The sequence below is a fragment of the Paenibacillus sp. J31P13 genome, from assembly GCF_056269295.1.
The window spans coordinates 70,545-88,335 of sequence record NZ_JBWDNR010000014.1; the positions used below are offsets into that span (position 1 = coordinate 70,545).

Annotated in this window: 13 protein-coding genes; 2 read left to right on the forward strand and 11 right to left on the reverse strand. The window is 46.7% G+C overall.

Annotation, left to right across the window (positions count from 1 at the left end; genetic code table 11):
* Both AC0YOD_RS26610 and AC0YOD_RS26615 read right to left on the reverse strand, forming a co-directional pair.
* On the reverse strand, positions 1–3,093 hold the full coding sequence (locus AC0YOD_RS26610) for an AAA family ATPase (RefSeq protein WP_475802374.1): 3,093 nt from the start codon (positions 3,091–3,093) through the stop codon (positions 1–3).
* Positions 3,090–4,256, reverse strand: a complete 1,167-nt coding sequence (locus AC0YOD_RS26615) for an exonuclease SbcCD subunit D (protein WP_475802375.1) — start codon at positions 4,254–4,256, stop codon at positions 3,090–3,092. Before AC0YOD_RS26615 ends, AC0YOD_RS26610 begins: the two co-directional genes overlap by 4 nt.
* A 219-nt stretch (positions 4,257–4,475) precedes the next feature.
* Between AC0YOD_RS26615 and AC0YOD_RS26620 the strand changes: the two genes are divergently transcribed.
* The gene (locus tag AC0YOD_RS26620) at positions 4,476–5,717 is read left to right on the forward strand and encodes an MFS transporter (protein WP_475802376.1); all 1,242 of its coding nucleotides are present in this window, start codon (positions 4,476–4,478) and stop codon (positions 5,715–5,717) included.
* Between the two features lie 125 nt (positions 5,718–5,842).
* Here the strand turns inward: AC0YOD_RS26620 and AC0YOD_RS26625 are convergent, their stop codons facing one another.
* From AC0YOD_RS26625 to AC0YOD_RS26650, 6 genes are read right to left on the reverse strand one after another with little or no spacing between them, the layout of a single operon-like run.
* Complete coding sequence (locus AC0YOD_RS26625) at positions 5,843–6,055, reverse strand: hypothetical protein (protein ID WP_475802377.1); 213 nt, start codon at positions 6,053–6,055, stop codon at positions 5,843–5,845.
* A gap of 18 nt (positions 6,056–6,073) precedes the next feature.
* On the reverse strand, positions 6,074–7,501 hold the full coding sequence (hydA, locus tag AC0YOD_RS26630) for a dihydropyrimidinase (RefSeq protein WP_475802378.1): 1,428 nt from the start codon (positions 7,499–7,501) through the stop codon (positions 6,074–6,076).
* A 1-nt stretch (position 7,502) separates the two neighbouring features.
* On the reverse strand, positions 7,503–8,807 hold the full coding sequence (preA, locus tag AC0YOD_RS26635; RefSeq protein ID WP_475802379.1) for an NAD-dependent dihydropyrimidine dehydrogenase subunit PreA: 1,305 nt from the start codon (positions 8,805–8,807) through the stop codon (positions 7,503–7,505).
* Positions 8,800–10,173: an NAD(P)-dependent oxidoreductase gene (locus AC0YOD_RS26640; protein ID WP_475802380.1), complete on the reverse strand. Its 1,374-nt coding sequence runs from the start codon at positions 10,171–10,173 to the stop codon at positions 8,800–8,802. Before AC0YOD_RS26640 ends, preA begins: the two co-directional genes overlap by 8 nt.
* 52 nt (positions 10,174–10,225) lie before the next feature.
* The gene (locus AC0YOD_RS26645) at positions 10,226–11,488 is read right to left on the reverse strand and encodes a M20 family metallo-hydrolase (protein WP_475802381.1); all 1,263 of its coding nucleotides are present in this window, start codon (positions 11,486–11,488) and stop codon (positions 10,226–10,228) included.
* Positions 11,489–11,507: 19 nt separating this feature from the next.
* A complete protein-coding gene (locus AC0YOD_RS26650) occupies positions 11,508–12,848 on the reverse strand; it encodes an aminotransferase (protein ID WP_475802401.1) in 1,341 nt (446 codons plus the stop codon).
* Positions 12,849–13,324: 476 nt separating this feature from the next.
* Between AC0YOD_RS26650 and yhbH the strand changes: the two genes are divergently transcribed.
* Complete coding sequence (yhbH, locus tag AC0YOD_RS26655) at positions 13,325–14,482, forward strand: sporulation protein YhbH (protein ID WP_475802382.1); 1,158 nt, start codon at positions 13,325–13,327, stop codon at positions 14,480–14,482.
* 123 nt (positions 14,483–14,605) lie between these two features.
* Here yhbH and AC0YOD_RS26660 read toward each other — a convergent pair whose 3' ends face one another.
* The 3 genes from AC0YOD_RS26660 to AC0YOD_RS26670 all read right to left on the reverse strand — a co-directional run bounded on the left by AC0YOD_RS26660 (position 14,606) and on the right by AC0YOD_RS26670 (position 17,787).
* A complete protein-coding gene (locus AC0YOD_RS26660) occupies positions 14,606–15,826 on the reverse strand; it encodes an MFS transporter (protein ID WP_475802383.1) in 1,221 nt (406 codons plus the stop codon).
* Between the two features lie 164 nt (positions 15,827–15,990).
* On the reverse strand, positions 15,991–16,857 hold the full coding sequence (locus AC0YOD_RS26665) for a carbohydrate ABC transporter permease (protein ID WP_475802384.1): 867 nt from the start codon (positions 16,855–16,857) through the stop codon (positions 15,991–15,993).
* A 12-nt stretch (positions 16,858–16,869) separates the two neighbouring features.
* Positions 16,870–17,787 carry a carbohydrate ABC transporter permease gene (locus AC0YOD_RS26670; RefSeq protein ID WP_475802385.1) on the reverse strand — a complete coding sequence of 306 codons (918 nt, stop codon included), beginning with the start codon at positions 17,785–17,787 and terminating at the stop codon, positions 16,870–16,872.
* Positions 17,788–17,791 lie beyond the last annotated feature (4 nt).

Sequence of the window (17,791 nt, forward strand, 5' to 3'; positions counted from 1 at the left end):
TTATTTGACCGTAATTGCCGTGCGGCTAAAGCCTTCCTTCGTCTTACTTACCTCTAGACAAGCTGGGAATGCATCCTTCAGCTCTTGTACGTGAGAAATAACGCCAATCATTCTTCCGGCTTTCTGCAAATCAACAAGAGCAGTTATCGCCTTCTGCAATGATTCTTCATCCAGTGAGCCAAAGCCCTCATCAATAAACATCATTTCAATGGTCACTCCGCCCTGATGCGACTGAATAACGTCGGTCATCCCAAGAGCGAGGCAAAGCGATGCATTAAACTTCTCACCGCCGGATAATGTTTTCACATCGCGATTTTGACCTGTATAGGCATCATAGACATCAAGGCCAAGTCCGCTTTGCTTCCCGCGATTTTCAAGGCGATCACTACGCTGCAAGGAAAATTGTCCATTGGATAAATCACGAAGCCGAACATTGGCTGCATAAAGAATCTGCTCTAAGAACTCGATTAAAATATAACGCTCGAACGAGATTTTTAATGCATTATCACCCTTCAGCATGCTGTATACGTCCATTACTTCCTCAAGCTTAGCTTCAAGCAGCTTTGTTTCTTCATGGGCTTGTCCTATAGAAAGAGCTAAGCGTCTCGCTTCTTGTCCGGTTGAAATAGCCGTCTGAGCGGAAGCAATCATTTGCTCCATCGCTTGCTTCAAAACAGCAAGTCCATCCTGAAGCTGCACAATATCTACTTTCGGCTTCCCAACTAGATCGAGCTGAAGCTCAGATAGCTGCTGATTGAGCAAAGCAACCGCTGAACGATAGGCCTCAATTTCTCCTCTTAACGCTTCTCTTGCTTTCTCGGATAATACCGCTTTACCGTATTGCTCCAAATTCGCAAATCCAGCTTTTTGCAGCTCATCAGATCGACGTTGTTCAGCAATCAGTCGGTTATGCTCCGTTTCCTCAAGCTGCTGCTTGGATTGCTCCCCATAAGCTTTCTGTTCCGCCAGCTTAGCTGTTATTTGCTGGAGACCTTCCTGCGCTTTCTGCCAAGCTAAGGTGAGCGCCTTTACAATTTCCTGCTGCTGACTTAGCTTAGCGCCAAGCTTCTCTGGTGTCCGAAGCTCTTCCGGGATGCGATCAAGCTCCTTCTGCAGTGCAGAAAACTGCGACGTTCTTAAAATAATCCGCTGCTGCTGCCCTGCCTGAAGCTGCTCCTTCTCCGTTTGCAGCTTTTCGAGCTTCTGCTCCTGTGCCTCAAGCTGCCCTTTTAACTCAGGAAGCTGCTTGAATTTCAGCAAAAGCTTGTCTGTATCTTCCTTAAGCTCGCGCCAGTGCTGCAGCAGCTGAGTTCTTTGTTCCTCCAGCCTTTCAGCCTTTAGACCGTATTCCTCCAGTTCTCTAGCGCCATCATCACGTGTAGCTTGCGCCGCACTTGCCTGCGCTCTCGCTGCAAACAGCTCTCGTTCCGCTTCACTCAGCTGCAGCTTCGCTGCTTGCAAGGCTTCCCGGGAAGGAACCTCATCTGCGGTATCCGCCTTCTCTGGATGAGTCTCGCTTCCGCATACGGGGCAAGGTTTGCCGTCATGTAAATGCGCAGCAAGCAACGCTGCTTGCCCTTCAATCCAAGCTCTCTCAAGCTTATCATGCCCCCCCTTAGCTTTAGCGAACGATTCCGTTAATTCTATTGCTAGCTGAGCTATGCGCGCCATTTCTCTCTCGACATCAACGAGTCGCTTAAGCTGCTTTCCTTGCTGCTCAACAGCTCGCAGCTTCTCAAGCTTTTCCGCTAGCGGAGAGGTTTCCAGCTCTAACTCTTTTATTAATCCACGTGCTGCTCCCCTGGAATCGCGAAGCTGGTTAAGCGATGCATCTAACGTTTTCAGCTTTGCTTCACATGCTTTTTCCTCCAATAACAGCTTATCAATCGCACCCTGCTGCGCATCCAGCGTCCCAACGATAGGAGCCAGCTCCATCAGCCTGTTAAGCTCGCGTTCCCCAATTCGGCGTTCCTCCTCTCGGCCCGCCTCCAAGGCATGCCGCTCAACCGAAAGCACGTGCAGGCGTTGAGCGGCTTCCAACTCATTTTGCCTCACAATAAACTGACTCCGCTTAGCAGCCGCTTCAGCGATCATTCGCTCAGCCTGTTCCATATAAGGAGCAAGGTGGGCAGCCTTCTCCGCAAGTGCTAACCCCTGTTCCTTCCCTGCAAACTCCGCTTTCTGAACATCAAGCAGCTCTAGCTGAGTACGTTTCCTATCATGCTCCGCATGTTTGCTATTTAATGCTATAGCTGCGCGCAGCTCCTCTTCACCCTGATTAATTCGAACCGTGAGCTGCTCCTTCTGTGCCTCCGCCTGCTCTACCAGCCCTCGGTAGTATTGATGCTCAAGCTCAAGCGCCTCCGTAACCTGCGCAGCGCTAAACACATCCTGGCTAAACGTACGTGAAAGCTCACTATCCGCGCGTTCCGGCAATGCCCCTTGCGCCTGCTTCATATAAGCCTGAACAGTCGCCTTCGAGGTCTTCAGTCCGTCTTGCAGCTCACGATTTTTTTGTTGAAAGCGATTCTCCAATCGTTCATACAGCTCCGTTCGGAAAATACGCCGTAATATTTCTTCCTTATTGTCGGTATCAGACGTTAAAAGCTTACGAAACTCTCCCTGTGGCAGCATGACGATCTGACTGAATTGCTCCTTGGTGAGACCAATAATTTGTTCCAGCTTGGCATTTACGTCGGAGAGAATAAATCGATCCACTGCCGGAACAGCTTCGCCGCTCGTCGTTTCGTATAATTCCGCTTTGCCGCCGGTCTCGCTTTTGTTGTTCCCTTTGCGATGAGGCATTTGCCGCATGATCATATAGCTTCTGCGTCCTACTGCAAAGTCGAAGGTAACGGATGTATGTGTATCTTCATCTGCAAAGTGACTTCGCAGCATACGTGGATCAGATCGATCTTCACCGCTTGCCGTGCCATAGAATGCAAAGCATATCGCATCAAAAATCGATGTTTTCCCAGCGCCGGTATTGCCTGAAATGACGAACAAACGACGATGCTCCAATAGCCTAAAATCGATGAGTTCAGTATCTCGGTATGGCCCAAAAGCCGTCATCGTTAGCTTAATCGGTCTCATACAGCCCCTCCTTCCTCGCGCAGAATCTCCGCATATGTCCCTGCAAACAAATCCCTTTTGGCTTGGGAGAGCGGCTGCCCTTTGACTTCCTGATAGAAAGAAACAAACAGCTCAATGGGATCGGCCTCTCGTCTCCCTGTGCTGTTAGTTGCCCCGTCCCCATCCATTATACCGCTGGATATCGTCGTTCTGCGCTCTACATGAAGCGCATTCGGATATACCGATCGCACCTTTTCCATAGGAAAGAGCACTGGATTATCATTAAGCAAGGTGACAAATACATAATCCTCATTGATCGGGTGTCGTTCTATTTCTTCTATAGATGCACTCACGCGCCTCATATTGCGAAGTGGTGTCAACTCACGCTTCTCAACCGAAACCTCGCCTGCCTCATTTAGCTCAATAACTAAATAGCCTTTTGCATGAGATTCTTCTGATATGGAGTATTTTAGCGGTGAGCCAGCATATCTTATGGTGTTGTTCCGAACAAAATGAGCCTGATGCAAATGCCCAAGCGCTGTATAATGAAATTTCTCAAAATAAGCCCCGCTGACATGCTCAGCTCCGCCAACAGATAGGGGGCGTTCGGAATCACTGGTGTTGCGCTCAGGCTCCCCAGTAGCCGTTACGAAAGCATGCCCAACAAACACATGCCTCGCGGCAGAATCCATACTCTCCGTTATTCTGCTTGTAATGACCCTCATGGCGTCATCATGGGTACGGATTGATTCATCGCCAAGCTGATGACGAACGAGTGCAGGATCAGCGTACGGCACGAGGTGGAAATGCACCTCGCCATACTCATCACGCAGCACGACAGGCTTAATACCATCCTTCAATCCGCCGACGAGATATAGTCCGCGGCTTTCCATCATTTTTGTTCCGAAATTAATGCGATCCGGACTGTCATGGTTACCCGAAATAGCAATGACTGGCGTATTGCAATCGATGACGATGCGAGCCAGCATTTCATCCAATAACTCAACGGCTTCGGTCGGGGGTACTGCACGATCATAGAGATCGCCGGCTATAATAACGGCATCCGGTCTCTCCAATTCTATTGCTTGCAGAAGCTGCTCCAGCACATAGCGCTGGTCTTCTGTCATATAAACGCCTTGAACAAGCTTGCCAAGATGCCAGTCCGCAGTATGAAATAACTTCATTGATTCCTAACATCCTTTCTTTGTACATGATCCATCACTATTATTCTATCATCTATAATACCACTCGTTAGGGCCTGCCGCATCATGCGAGATTTGCCGTATATAACCTATTCTTGCGCATTTTATGAATAAAAGTTAAAGTTAAGGACGATTCAAATCACTATAAAAACCGCATATTACTATTTTTAGCACGATTATCATTTTGGAGGTCAACTAGTCATGTCTCGTCTAACCAACCATTTATCCAAAAACTACATTTTACTGCTTATCGTCGTTTTTGGCGGCTTTCTCATATTTGGATTTTCAGAAAATATAAAAGGACCCGCTCTCCCAAGGATGCAAGGAGATTTAAAGCTCGATGAGCTTCAAGTCGGCATACTGCTTTCCTTCAACTCTCTCGGCTATCTGATTGCTTGCAGCTTTACCGGATGGCTTGCACGCAGAACAGGAATGAAGCTGACGATATCGCTAGCATTCGGGTCTATGGCCATTTCGGGTGTATGCATTTATTTTGCTGCCAATTACACATCACTGTCCGCAGCTTACTTCCTGTTATATATCGGAAATGGGATACTGGAAATTGGTCTCGCCATTCTAGCAGCACGTATTTTCGTCAAAAACACAGGCATGATGATGAATTTATCCCACTTTTTCTATGGACTCAGCTCCATGTTTGCGCCTATTATTGCCGCTTGGCTCATGGGCGTGGATCTATTCGGCTCTGCACTAGGCTGGCGCGGCATGTATATGCTCATTCTCGCCCTTTCTATCTTGCCAATGCTGCCGGGATTATTGGCTCGCTTTTCAAATGATGATGCTATTGAAGAAAATCCAGTCTCGTTAAAACAATTTGCCAAAGATCCTATCGCATGGTTAATCGTATTGGTGCTATCTTTTGGTGTCATATCTGAGCTTGCTGTCGGCGGCTGGCTTGTTAACTTCCTAGAGAAGGCATATGGTTGGAGCGGCGATTCATCAGCTAAGATGCTGTCCGCCTTTTTCTTCTGCTTTATGATTGCTCGTCTCCTGCTGGGACCATTAACCGATAAGTTCGGATATACTTTATCACTCATTGTTTTATCCGCATTTTCCGGTATCTGCTCCATAGCAGCAATAATCATTGGTGAATCTGGTGCCTTTCTGTTTGCATTGGCAGGAGTCGGTATCGCTCCCATCTATCCAACTGTCATGGCGCTGCTTGCAAAACGATACGCTAACCATGTCGATACAGCCATTACGTTTACCGTTACTTTGATGGGCGTCGCCAGCGTAATCGGCAACCTTGCGATTGGCGCCATTACAGAATGGACGAAGCAGCTGTTTGCGAATGATCTTGAAGGGGCCGATCTCATAGCAGGCTTGCAAGGCGGCTATCTATTCATTGGAGCTTGTGCGATGCTATGCTCCATTACCGCAATTCTCCTCTATCGCATGCTTAAGCAGCGAAATGCTATTTTATAAAATAATTCATAGAATCTCCTCTTTAACGGATATAGCCCGCCGCATTGAAAAATGCCCCCGCTTATGCTGATACTTAGCATTCGCAGGGGCATTTTTTAAATTAATCGCTTCCTTATATCAATCGTCTAAAGAGTTTGAGACTGCTTAATTAATACATTCACATAATATTTTCTCGCGTCTGCAGTCTCCACTAGCATTTCTGCTGTGTCTCCACCCGGATGCTTAAGCTCGAGTAAATCACCGCTCAAGCCTTCACGCACACCAGTAATCACATATTGTTGCTCTATATAGGCATCTATTCTACTTTTTTCTTTTGCAAATTGTTCGAATGCCGACATTCAACCGCCTCCTTGGTGTTAGTGCTGCACCTTTTCCTTAGGAGGAGCTTCTTCTTCGCTTGAAGCCCTGTAAGGTGCACGCTTCACATACTGTCCTGCACCGAGAGTACCAACGAATTGCTGATCCTTAATGACAAATTCACCGCGCGAGAGCACGCTAACCGGAACACCGGTCACCGCCATCCCCTCAAAAGGATTGTAGTCAACATTCATATGATGTGATTCTACCGAGAGCTTGCGCTTTGCTGAAGGATCGAAAATAACGATATCCGCATCACTGCCGACTGCAATGGTTCCCTTCTGCGGGAAGAGACCAAACAGCTTTGCACTGCGAGTCGCTACCATATCAACGAATTGATTAAGCGTTATACGTCCTTTGGTTACGCCTTCCGAATAAAGCAATGAGAATCGATCTTCGATGACAGGACCGCCATTTGGAATTTTGCTAAAATCGCCAAGTCCCAGATCCTTTTGACCCTCAAAATTAAAAGAACATTGATCGGACCCAATGGTTTGCAATTGACCGCTCTTCAGCGCATTCCACAGCACTTCCTGATGGAATGCCTCTCTTAGAGGCGGCGACCATACATATTTGGCCCCTTCGAAATCAGGCTTCTCCAAATAAGACTGATCAAGCACCAAATATTGCGGACAAGTCTCGCCCCATATATCTGCCCCTTCATTTCGAGCTTTCGCAATTTGCTCTACAGCCTCCGAACAGGTCACATGGACGACGTAAAGCCTAGCTCCGGCAAGGGCTGCCAGCTTCGCTGCGCGCCCAGTCGCTTCTCCTTCCAATAGGGAAGGCCGCGTAAGCGCATGGTAAATCGGATCTGTATTTCCTTCTTCTAACGCTTGCTTGATTAGAAAATCAATAACATCGCCATTTTCCGCATGAACCATGACCATCGCGCCCAGCTCCTTAGCGGCGAGCAAGGTGCGGAATAACGTACCATCATCCGCTTGGAAAACATGTTTGTAGGCCATGAATACCTTTAACGATGTAATTCCTTCATCCTTTACGATCGATGGGAGCTCAGCCAGTACCTCATCATTAATCTCGCTTATCATGAGGTGGAAGCCATAATCAATGACTGCTTTTCCATTGGCTTTGTTATGCCAAGCAGCGATGGAGTCGCTCAGCGCCTTACCCTTTGTCGTTAGACAGAAATCGATAATTGTCGTTGTCCCGCCAAAAGCAGCTGCTGTCGTCCCCGTTGCAAAATCATCCGCTGTTACCGTTCCGCCAAACGGCATGTCAAGATGGGTATGGGGATCAATGCCTCCGGGAAACACATATTTTCCTGACGCATCGATGATGATATCCGCTTCCTCATCCAGCTGAACACCAATTTGAGCGATCATTCCATCCTTAATGAGAAGATCAGCACCATACGTATCAGCCGCCGTTACAATTGTGCCGTTTCTAATAAGCGTGACAGTCATCCTACACCGCCTCCTTCTTATCGGTATCATCAGAACTCTTACTGCTGCCAATCGCCCCAATAGCAGCTTGTCTTTGATTCCAGCTCAGAGGGAGCTCCGATGTCGGTACCTCTACCATCGTAATAGCGCCCTCTACCGGACAGACGATAGCGCAAAGATTGCAGCCTACACAGTCCTCTTCACGTACCTTTAAATAAGCGGTACCCTGATCATCAATATGTCTTTCAATGCATTGATGGGAGGTGTCCTCGCAGGCAATGTGGCATTTGTTGCATACGATGCAGGTCTCTTGCTCAATCTTTGCGACAACTGCATAATTGAGATCCAGGTCTCCCCAATCGGAGTAACGCTCAACCGATTTGCCGATGAGTTCTTTAACGGATAGCAAGCCTTTATCATCCAAATAATTGTTCAAGCCGTCTATCATATCCTCCACGATACTAAAGCCATGATGCATCGCAGCCGTACATATCTGTACCCCTGTGGAGCCCATAAGCAGGAACTCTACCGCATCCCGCCAGTTTGATACACCGCCGATACCAGAAATCGGCACGCCAACCTCAGCATTACGCGCACATTCTGCAACCATATTAAGCGCAATCGGCTTAACAGCGGGACCGCAATAACCGCCATGCGCTCCTTTGCCTCCAACATGTGGAATCGTATTCCACGTATCAATATCAACACCCGCAAGCGAATTGATCGTATTAATAAGCGATATAGCATCCGCACCGCCTCTCACCGCTGCTTTGGCTGTAGCGGTAATATCCGTGATATTGGGTGTCAGCTTCACAATGACAGGCGTCATAGCAGCTTCCTTGACCCACATCGTTTGCATTTCGACCAAATCCGGCTGCTGACCTGAAGCTGCGCCCATTCCTCGTTCAGCCATGCCATGCGGACAGCCAAAGTTCAACTCCAGCCCATCCACGCCAACAGCCTCTACCTTCTTCACGATCTCATGCCACTTCTCTCGGTTTGGCTCAACCATTAAGGAGACGACAACAGCATGCCCCGGAAATCGTTTTTTCGTCTCATATATTTCCTTCAAATTGACCTCTAACGGCCGATCCGTAATGAGCTCAATATTATTAAAGCCTGCAACGCGCTGACCATTGAAATGAACCGCTGCGAAACGAGATGAGGTATTAATGATAGGATCTCCAAGCGTTTTCCATACTGCCCCGCCCCAGCCAGCTTCGAAAGCACGCTGCACCTGATAGCCGGTATTCGTCGGCGGCGCTGATGCCAGCCAAAATGGATTAGGTGATGCTATGCCTGCCAAATTAATACTTAAATCAGCCATAACGTTCCCTCCTCGCACTAACGGTTTTATAAATCGAGTATGCAACGAGCTTGCCCTGCTGGGCTGCGGATACAACCATCGCTTCTCCTTGCCCTTCGCCAAATACAACATCGCCTGCACCAAACACACGTGGATTGGAGGTTTGGTACGTTTCAGCGTCCACCATAACAATACCGCGCTTATTCGCTAAGCTGAGTCCATTAATAATGGTCAGATGACGCATTTGTCCAATTGCTTTGATTACAGCATCTACCTCCAGCAGAAAGGCTGAGCCTTCAATGGGAACTGGTTTCCTTCTGCCGTCTTCACCCCTTTCTTCAAGGCTCATTCTCATGCATTCCATTGCACTCACATTGCCGTTCGCATCGCCAATTATTCGGAGTGGTGCAGTCAGCCACTGAAACTCTACGCCATCTCCCTTAGCAAACTGATATTCAAAATCATAAGCAGTCATTTCCTCCTGTGTGCGGCGATAGACCATCTTCACATTAGCCGCGCCTAGTCTCACAGAACAGGTTGCAGCATCAACCGCTGTATTTCCTGCACCGATTACCGCAACACGCTTACCGATAAAATCAGTCGTAATCGTGCTCTTGGTCGCTTCGACAAAATCAATCGCATCGTATACACCCTCTAATTGCTCGCCTTCAATGCCGAGCATCGGCACCTTAGACATGCCGATTGCGAGTACGATAAAATCATAGCCCTCAAGCAATTCATTCACGCCAATATCCTCGCCAACCTTACAGTTGGTCACTATATTAACACCAAGCTCCCTCACCTGCTCGACTTCCCACAGTGATATGTCTTGCGGCAGGCGGAAGGAAACGATACCGTATGTATCTAATCCGCCGGCTTGCTCCTTAGCTTCGAATATCGTCACGGCAAAGCCGAATCTTGCAAGCTCACGCGCAGCTGACAGCCCTGCCGGACCTCCCCCGATAATCGCAACCGACTTACCGTTGCTTTGCCCCGCTGTAAATAAGTTTTGCTCGTTCTTAATCGCCCAATCAGTCGCGTAACGCTGTAATTGTCCAATCATAATCGGCTTGGACGAATGATTCAGCACGCAAGCTCCCTCACACAGCTCTTCTGTCGGGCAAACTCTCGCACAGGTTGCTCCGACCGGATTGGCATCCATAATAGCGCGCGCCGATCCTTTCATATTGCCGGAGGCAATCTTTTTAATGAAGGAAGGGATGTTAATGCCTGTCGGGCACGCCTTAATACAAGGAGCATCATAGCAATATAAACAGCGATTCGATTCCTCTACAGCTTCCTTCGGTCTCATTCCCGCCTTCACCTCGGCAAAATTTCGCCTCAGCGCATCAATGGGAATAAAGGCCGCTTTGACTATATCGCTCATGCCAATCCCCTCCTCAAGGTTTGTTTTTCGCGATCAACCGTTCTCGTAAAACCTACTCATCCTTCTTCCCGCCGATCATCCTAGCTGCCCGGTAGAGCAGTTCCGCTCCAAGCGCAATATCTTCTTTTTCCGCAAACTCCTTCGGATTATGACTAATACCTTCCTTGCACCGGACAAAAATCATTGCATAATCACAGGTATATGACATCGTTAACGAATCATGAAAGGGACCGCTCATAAGCTCCGGCGGCACAAGACCCAGCTCTGAAGCTTCTTCTCGCAAAATAGCTTTTAGCCAATCCGCACAATATCGGGGTTCACTCCTCGTATCCTCACGAATGCTGTACGTTAAGCCATGCTCTAAGCAAACATGATCAATAAGCGCGAGAAGCTTTGTCTCCAAGCTATTTCTGCGCTCCAAATCAATATCCCGAAAATCAACCGTGAAGCTCACCTTCTCCGGAATGATATTTCGTGAATCCGGAAATACCGACAGAGAACCAACCGTTCCAACCGTGGATGCACCTTGCACACTGTTTGCCAATTCATTCAGTCCAACAATGACTTTGGCGCAGCCGACAAGCGCATCCTGCCTCATCGGCATGGGAACGGAGCCCGCATGTCCAGCAAAGCCGGTCATTTCGACTGTCCACCACACCGGGCCGGATATGCCGCTCACAATACCGATCGGTTCCCCCTTCATTTCTAGAACAGGACCTTGTTCAATATGCAGCTCCAGGAAAGCGCCAATTCTCCCTCTCTGATAGCTATAATGATGTAACTCCTCAGGATCACAACCAAATGAAAGCAGCGCTTCCCTTCGAGTTATGCCGTTCTTATCCGTCCGATCCAGTTCGCCCTCCTCAAGCATTCCCGTCATCCCTCTAACGCCGAATAGCCCCTTATTAAAGCGACAGCCCTCCTCATCGCAGAAAGCAACAACCTCAATATTCATTTCCGGTTGGAAGCCTGCTTCAACCATCGTTTCAACTGCCTCTATGGCACCCAAAACACCAATCACACCGTCATAGCGACCGCCATAAGGCTGTGAATCTACATGAGAGCCAAGCATCAGCACTGGAGCTTCAGCATTTCGCCCCTTCCATACACCAATTAAATTTCCAAAAGGATCTATACTAGCTTTCATTCCCGCTTCTTCCATCCAGCTTTTCACAAGCTCTACACCTTCTCGATCCTCCTTCGATAAAGCTAGTCGACATACACCGGTTTCACCGATTTTTCCAATTTGCGCAAGCTCTTCTATTCTTCCATGGAGCCTCTTTGAATTAATGCTTGTTTCTGTTTTATGCTTCATCGGTTTCTCTTCTCCTTCCTCATTCTGCAAAGACTTCCAGCAGCGTATCGGCGATAAACGTTATCTCATCATCCGTTGTCGAAAGAGGAGGACTAAGCGTCAAAATATTCATAAATCCCGGTACCGTATCGCCGTTTTTGCTAATAAGCAGACCTCTTTTCTTGCAGGCTGCAATAACAGCTGTCACTCTCGCAGCTGTCGCAGGCTCCTTCGTACCTCTATCCTCAACAAGCTCAATACCGATAGCAGAACCAAATATTCTAATCTCGCCAACATTTGGATGCTCCTTGAGTGTCTTTATTCCTCTAAGCAATTCCTTTCCTATAAAAGCAGAGCGGCTTACTAAATTTTCTCGCTCCAATATTTCAATATTTTTTAACGCTATTGCACAAGACACGGGGTTGCCTCCGAATGTATTCACATGTCGGAAATGCGCGTCCGAGCCGCTTTCTTTAAAGCTTTCATACATTTCAGCTGAGACCGCTGTCGCTGATAAGGGTGAATAGGCGCTTGTAAGTCCCTTAGCCATCGTGACGATATCTGGCCGGACACCAAAGTTGATATGTCCAAATTTCTCACCGGAGCGGCCAAATCCACAAATGACCTCATCCACAATAAGCAGCACATCATACTTATCACAAATCGCTCTCAACCTTTTCAAATAGTCATCAGGCGGCACAATCATCCCCCCGCCCGTAATAACGGGCTCCACGATGATGCCGGCTACAGAATCTGGTCCTTCCCAAATGATCGCATCCTCGTAGGCTTGTGCGCACTGTGTCTTGCATGCGCCTTTTGTTTGACCAAATGGACAGCGGTAGCAATAAGGTGGAGGCACATGGGTGAATCCAACTCCGAGCGGCTCGTATTTCGCTTTGCGCTGTGCCTGCCCCGTGGCGCTAAGCGCTCCCATTGAATTGCCATGATAAGCGCGATGACGTGAAATAAACTTATGCTTAGTCGGCTTTCCTCGCTGATGATAATATTGACGCCCTATTTTGAAGGCTACTTCATTGGCATCCGATCCCGAGTTAGAGAAAAAAATGCGATACTCGCCTTCAAGCCATTCATTCAGCTTGGCAGCAAGCTTGATAGCAGGCACATGCGATTGGATAAGAGGTGAATAAGCAATTGTTTTCATTTGTTCGGCAGCCGCTTCAGCAATTTCCGCGCGCCCATGACCAACATTAACGCACCATAAGCCTGACATGCCGTCCAAATAACGGTTGCCGTCCATATCGGTTATCCAGCTGCCTTCTCCTGATACGACAACCATCGGATTATCATTATGTGGAGAAATATGATGCCATAGATATTTACGATCCTGTTCCAGCAGTGATTCCTTCTCTTCCGTACTCATCCCTGCCTCGTTCTTACTCATAATGCTCTCCTCCTTCGCGGCCGCCGCTCTTATAGTAGAAGAGATCGCAGATGGGACCCTCCGCGATCCTTATAGACTAGCGTATGCAGCTACTTCGCAGCATCTTCCAAAATTGTTTTATCGATAGCTGTTGCAAGATAAATGAAACCATCACTTTCTTCTCATATATCGTTTATGTTAGGTATAGGATACATTATTTCAAATATATGTAATATTATATAACATATTTTTTGAATTACATGATCCGAAATACTTAAAAAACCCCCATCTATTTAACATAATGTCTAATAGACCGGTACAAGATGTCAGATAGATTGATAGAAATGGACTCATATTCGTTCACATAACCGCTCCGTTCTTGAATATATTGAGTAACAGACAAGAAATAAGCGAAGAGGAATTTTACCGTTACCTCCATGAAGTTGGAGCAACATATTGAGATGAGGTGAGGAAGCATGGATTCACAGCCGCTGTTTGTTGTATCAAGGGAAAATTGGTCACTCCACCGCAAAGGCTATGAGGATCAAGCGCGGCATCAGGAGAAGGTACAGGAAGCCATTAAACAGAACCTGCCTGATTTGGTTTCTGACGAGAGCATCATCTTGTCTGACGGCAAGCGTACAATTAAGGTTCCCATCAAAAGTCTTGACGAAACTCACTTTATATACAACTACAACAAGAAGCAGCATGTCGGACAAGGAGACGGTGATTCGCAGGTTGGCGATGTACTGGGGGTAGATCCGCAAGCAGCTAAAGGACCCGGCAAAGGTCAAGATGCTGGTGATCAGCCAGGCGAAGATGTTATCGATACAGAGATCAGCATCGATCAGCTTGAAGATATGCTGTTTGAGGAGCTTGAACTGCCAAACCTGGAGCAAAAGCAAAAGGATCAGCTGCAATCAACTGAAATTGTATTTCAAGATATACGAAAAAAAGGCATCATGTCTAATATTGATAAGAAACGTACACTAATCGAAAATCTCAGACGCAACGCAAATGCAGGGAAATCTGGAATCGGCGGCATATCTCCCGATGATCTTCGTTACAAGACGTGGAATGAAATTATTAAACCGCAATCCAATGCCGTCATTCTCGCGCTCATGGATACGTCTGGCAGCATGGGCTCATTCGAAAAATATTGCGCACGCAGCTTCTTCTTCTGGATGACCCGCTTCCTGCGCCGAAAATATGAGCATGTTGAAATTGTATTTATCGCTCATCATACGGAAGCCAAGGAAGTAACGGAGGAAGAGTTCTTCAATCGCGGAGAAAGCGGCGGTACCATTTGCTCTTCCGCCTATCAGAAGGCGATAGATATTATAGACAGCCGCTACCCAACATCGAACTGGAACATCTATCCCTTCCACTTCTCTGATGGCGACAACCTGACCTCTGACAACGAGAGATGCGTGAAGCTCATTAATCAATTAATGGAACGGAGCAATATATTCGGCTACGGCGAGGTTAATCAGTACAACCGCAGCAGTACGCTCATGTCAGCATACAAGCATATCAACCATAAGAAGTTCATGTACTCCATCATTAAGGAGAAAGGCGAAGTGTATAAGGCGCTCAAAACCTTTTTCTCCAAAAAGACGGTCGGCTCTTCCTAATCTTTCATGACTATAACCGCTCCAATAAAAATAAGACTCGAGAGCTGACTATTCGTTCATAAAGTCAGCTCTCGAGTCTTTGTCTTCATCCATTCCCAATACAGACTCCAAGGGTCTGTACGCTTACAGATCCGGATCAATTCCCTTTGTTTCTTTCCCAATAAAAAGTATAGTTAGCGCTCCAATAACAATCGCAATAAAGAAGATTAGAAATACGGTTGTTAAAGAGGCTCCCTTCGCCACAAGCGCCCCTACCGTAAATGGTCCAATAATACCGCCTACGCGGCCAAAAGAAGCGGCAAAACCTGAACCGGTAGCACGAATAGCAGTTGGGTATAGCTCTGGCGTATAAGCGTACATCGCTCCCCAAGCACCTAGATTGAAAAAGGACAAGCTCATGCCGGCAGCTATGAGCATGCCTGCGGAATCCGCATAACTAAACCATATTGCGCTTACGGCGGTAAGCAGCAAATAGGTGACTAATACAAATTTACGTCCGAATTTTTCTATGAAATAAGCCGCAGTAAAGTATCCAGGCAGCTGAGCTAGCGTAATAATGAGCACATACTGAAAGCTTTTGACGAGATCAAAGCCTTTCATCACCATAACGGTTGGAAGCCATAGGAACATCCCATAATAGGAAAAGACGACAGTAAACCACAACACCCAGAGTGCTATCGTGGATTTTCGATATTTCTTCGACCAGATGGATGCCAGTCTTTCCTTTAATGAAGTTTTCACGTTTTGCTGTGCTTTAAACCGAGGTGAATCCTCTATCGATCTTCTTAAATAAACCGCATAAAATACGGGCAGCGCACCAATGACAAATGCCATTCTCCAGCCATACGCAGGAATAACGAAGTAAGCAATCAAAGCTGCCAAAATCCAACCGCCTGCCCAAAAGCTTTCCAGAAGAACAATGGCGCGGCCTCTCTCCTTCGCGGGAACGGATTCCGAGACAAGAGTAGAAGCGACAGGAAGCTCTCCGCCTAAACCAAAGCCTGTTATAAAACGCAGAATACATAAAACAGTAAAACTAGCTGCAAGCGCGGATAATCCGCTTGCAATCGAGAAAATAAGAAGTGTCCACAGCAAGATGGATTTGCGTCCGTACCGATCTGCTAGAGAGCCTGCTACTGCTGCGCCAGCAGCCATGCCAATAGAATTAACAGCTGTCAGTATGCCGATCTGCTGGGCCCCCAGCCCCCATTCCACACTTAATGCCGCCACGATAAAGGAAAGTATCCCTACATCCATTGCGTCAAATAACCAACTAAGACCTGCACTAAACAATAATTTGCGTTGCTTCTTGTCTCGAAGCAATGTTGTGTGAGTCGAACTCAAGTGAAGAACCCCTTTTCCACTAATCAAGTGTTATCTGTCTTTATTCATTATATGACATAATTAGCATTCCTTAAAAAGGGAAATTTCTTGTGCCCGTGTCCAAAGAAAAAAACCGACAGCTTTTGCTATCGGTTTTCGCATTTTTTTGCATATAGGAGGAACCATCAGCCCTTCAAAGCGCCAGCGGTTAACCCGCCCGTTATTTGCCTTTGATAGATGACATACAACAAAATAACAGGAACCATGGAAATCGCTAATCCCGCAAATAGGGGTCCCCATTCCGTCCTATACTGCATTTCTGCCTGCATAATGGCAATGCCGACAGGGACGGTGTATTTCTCTGGATCATTGATCAGAACAGTAGCCATAATATATTCATTCCAGACCGTTAATGCGTTCATAATACCTACCGTTACAAGCCCCGGCTTCGACAACGGAAGCATTATCCGGAAAAAAACCGCATAATCGGAGCATCCGTCTATTATCGCAGCTTCCTCTAACTCCCTCGGCAGCGTCTTATAAAAGCCCACCAGAAAAAAGATTGCGAACGGCAGGATGCCGATCGTGCCGACAGAATAGACCAGCATCAGTCCCCATAACGAATTAGACAAATGCAGATCGCTCAGAAGAAAAAATAATGGAATTAATCCTAGTGTTGTCGGGATCATCATAGAGGAAACGTATATAAAAAACAGAAATCCTCTGCCTTTAAAAACAAAACGGGCCAATATATATGCGGTTGTCGCTGCCATAACCAAAGACAAAATCATACTGCCTACCGTGACGAAAATGGAATTAAAAAAATAATCGCCAAAATGCGCTCGACTCCATACATTTCCATAATTATTAAAATGAAAAACAGTAGGCCAATCCCATGGCTTCCCCTGCATAACCTGTCCATTATCTTTTAAGGAGGTTAGGAACGTCCAAATGACCGGATAAAGGACAATCAATGTCCATAGCAAGAGAATGAAACGAACGATAGATTTCGATAGGAACAGCATGGGCTTTTTCGTTGTAAGAATATTCATTGCTCCACCTCCTTACATTTCGATTGTCTCCCTACGAAGAATACGCTGCAGCAGCAAGGTTGTGATTAAAGACAATATTAAAATCAGAACGCCAATTGTAGCCCCGTAGCTAAGATGGAATTGCTTGAAGCCCATTTGGTATAAATAATAGCCAAGAACCTGAGTGCCATTGTCTGGGCCGCCGTCGGTCATCAGCTTCACGATAATGAATGAGCCATTTAGGGTCGTAATGACGATATGAATAATAGATGTCTTAAATTGCTCCCATATTAACGGAAGTGTAATCTTCGTAAATTGCTTCCATTCTCCTGCACCATCAATACTCGCCGCCTCGTACAAGGAGCTTGAAATGCCTAATATAGATGCGATTATGAGTAGCATATAGAATCCGATACCTGCCCACACGCTTGGGGGAAGCAGAGACCAAATGGCCAGATCCGGCGATCCTAACCAGTTCGTATCTACAGGCTTTGAAGTGAATAAAGATAGGAATGCATTCAGAAAGCCTAGAGTCGGGTTATAAATGAAGCTCCACAATACGCCGATAACGACAACCGAGATGATATTGGGGAAAAAGAATACTACACGATAAAACCCATATTCCTTCAGTTTCAATCTCGTTAAAGAAACCGCAAAAAAAGTGGCAAGGGACATGATCAGAATAACTTTCCAAAAGATAAGGAAGTAATCATTTTTGATTGCGACAGGAATAATAGAATCCGCAAATAGCTCCTTATAATTATCTACACCGATAAAATTCATCGTTTCCGATCCGCCGGACCAATCAAAGAAGCTTAAATATAAGCCTCGGAGCAGAGGATAAATTGTAAATAATGAAAAAAGAGCTAGTGTAGGTAATAGAAAGCTGGCAATAAACAGCTTCCTGCTCCATGGACGGGATGACTTTACTTTTTTTGTATGAGGAATCATCATT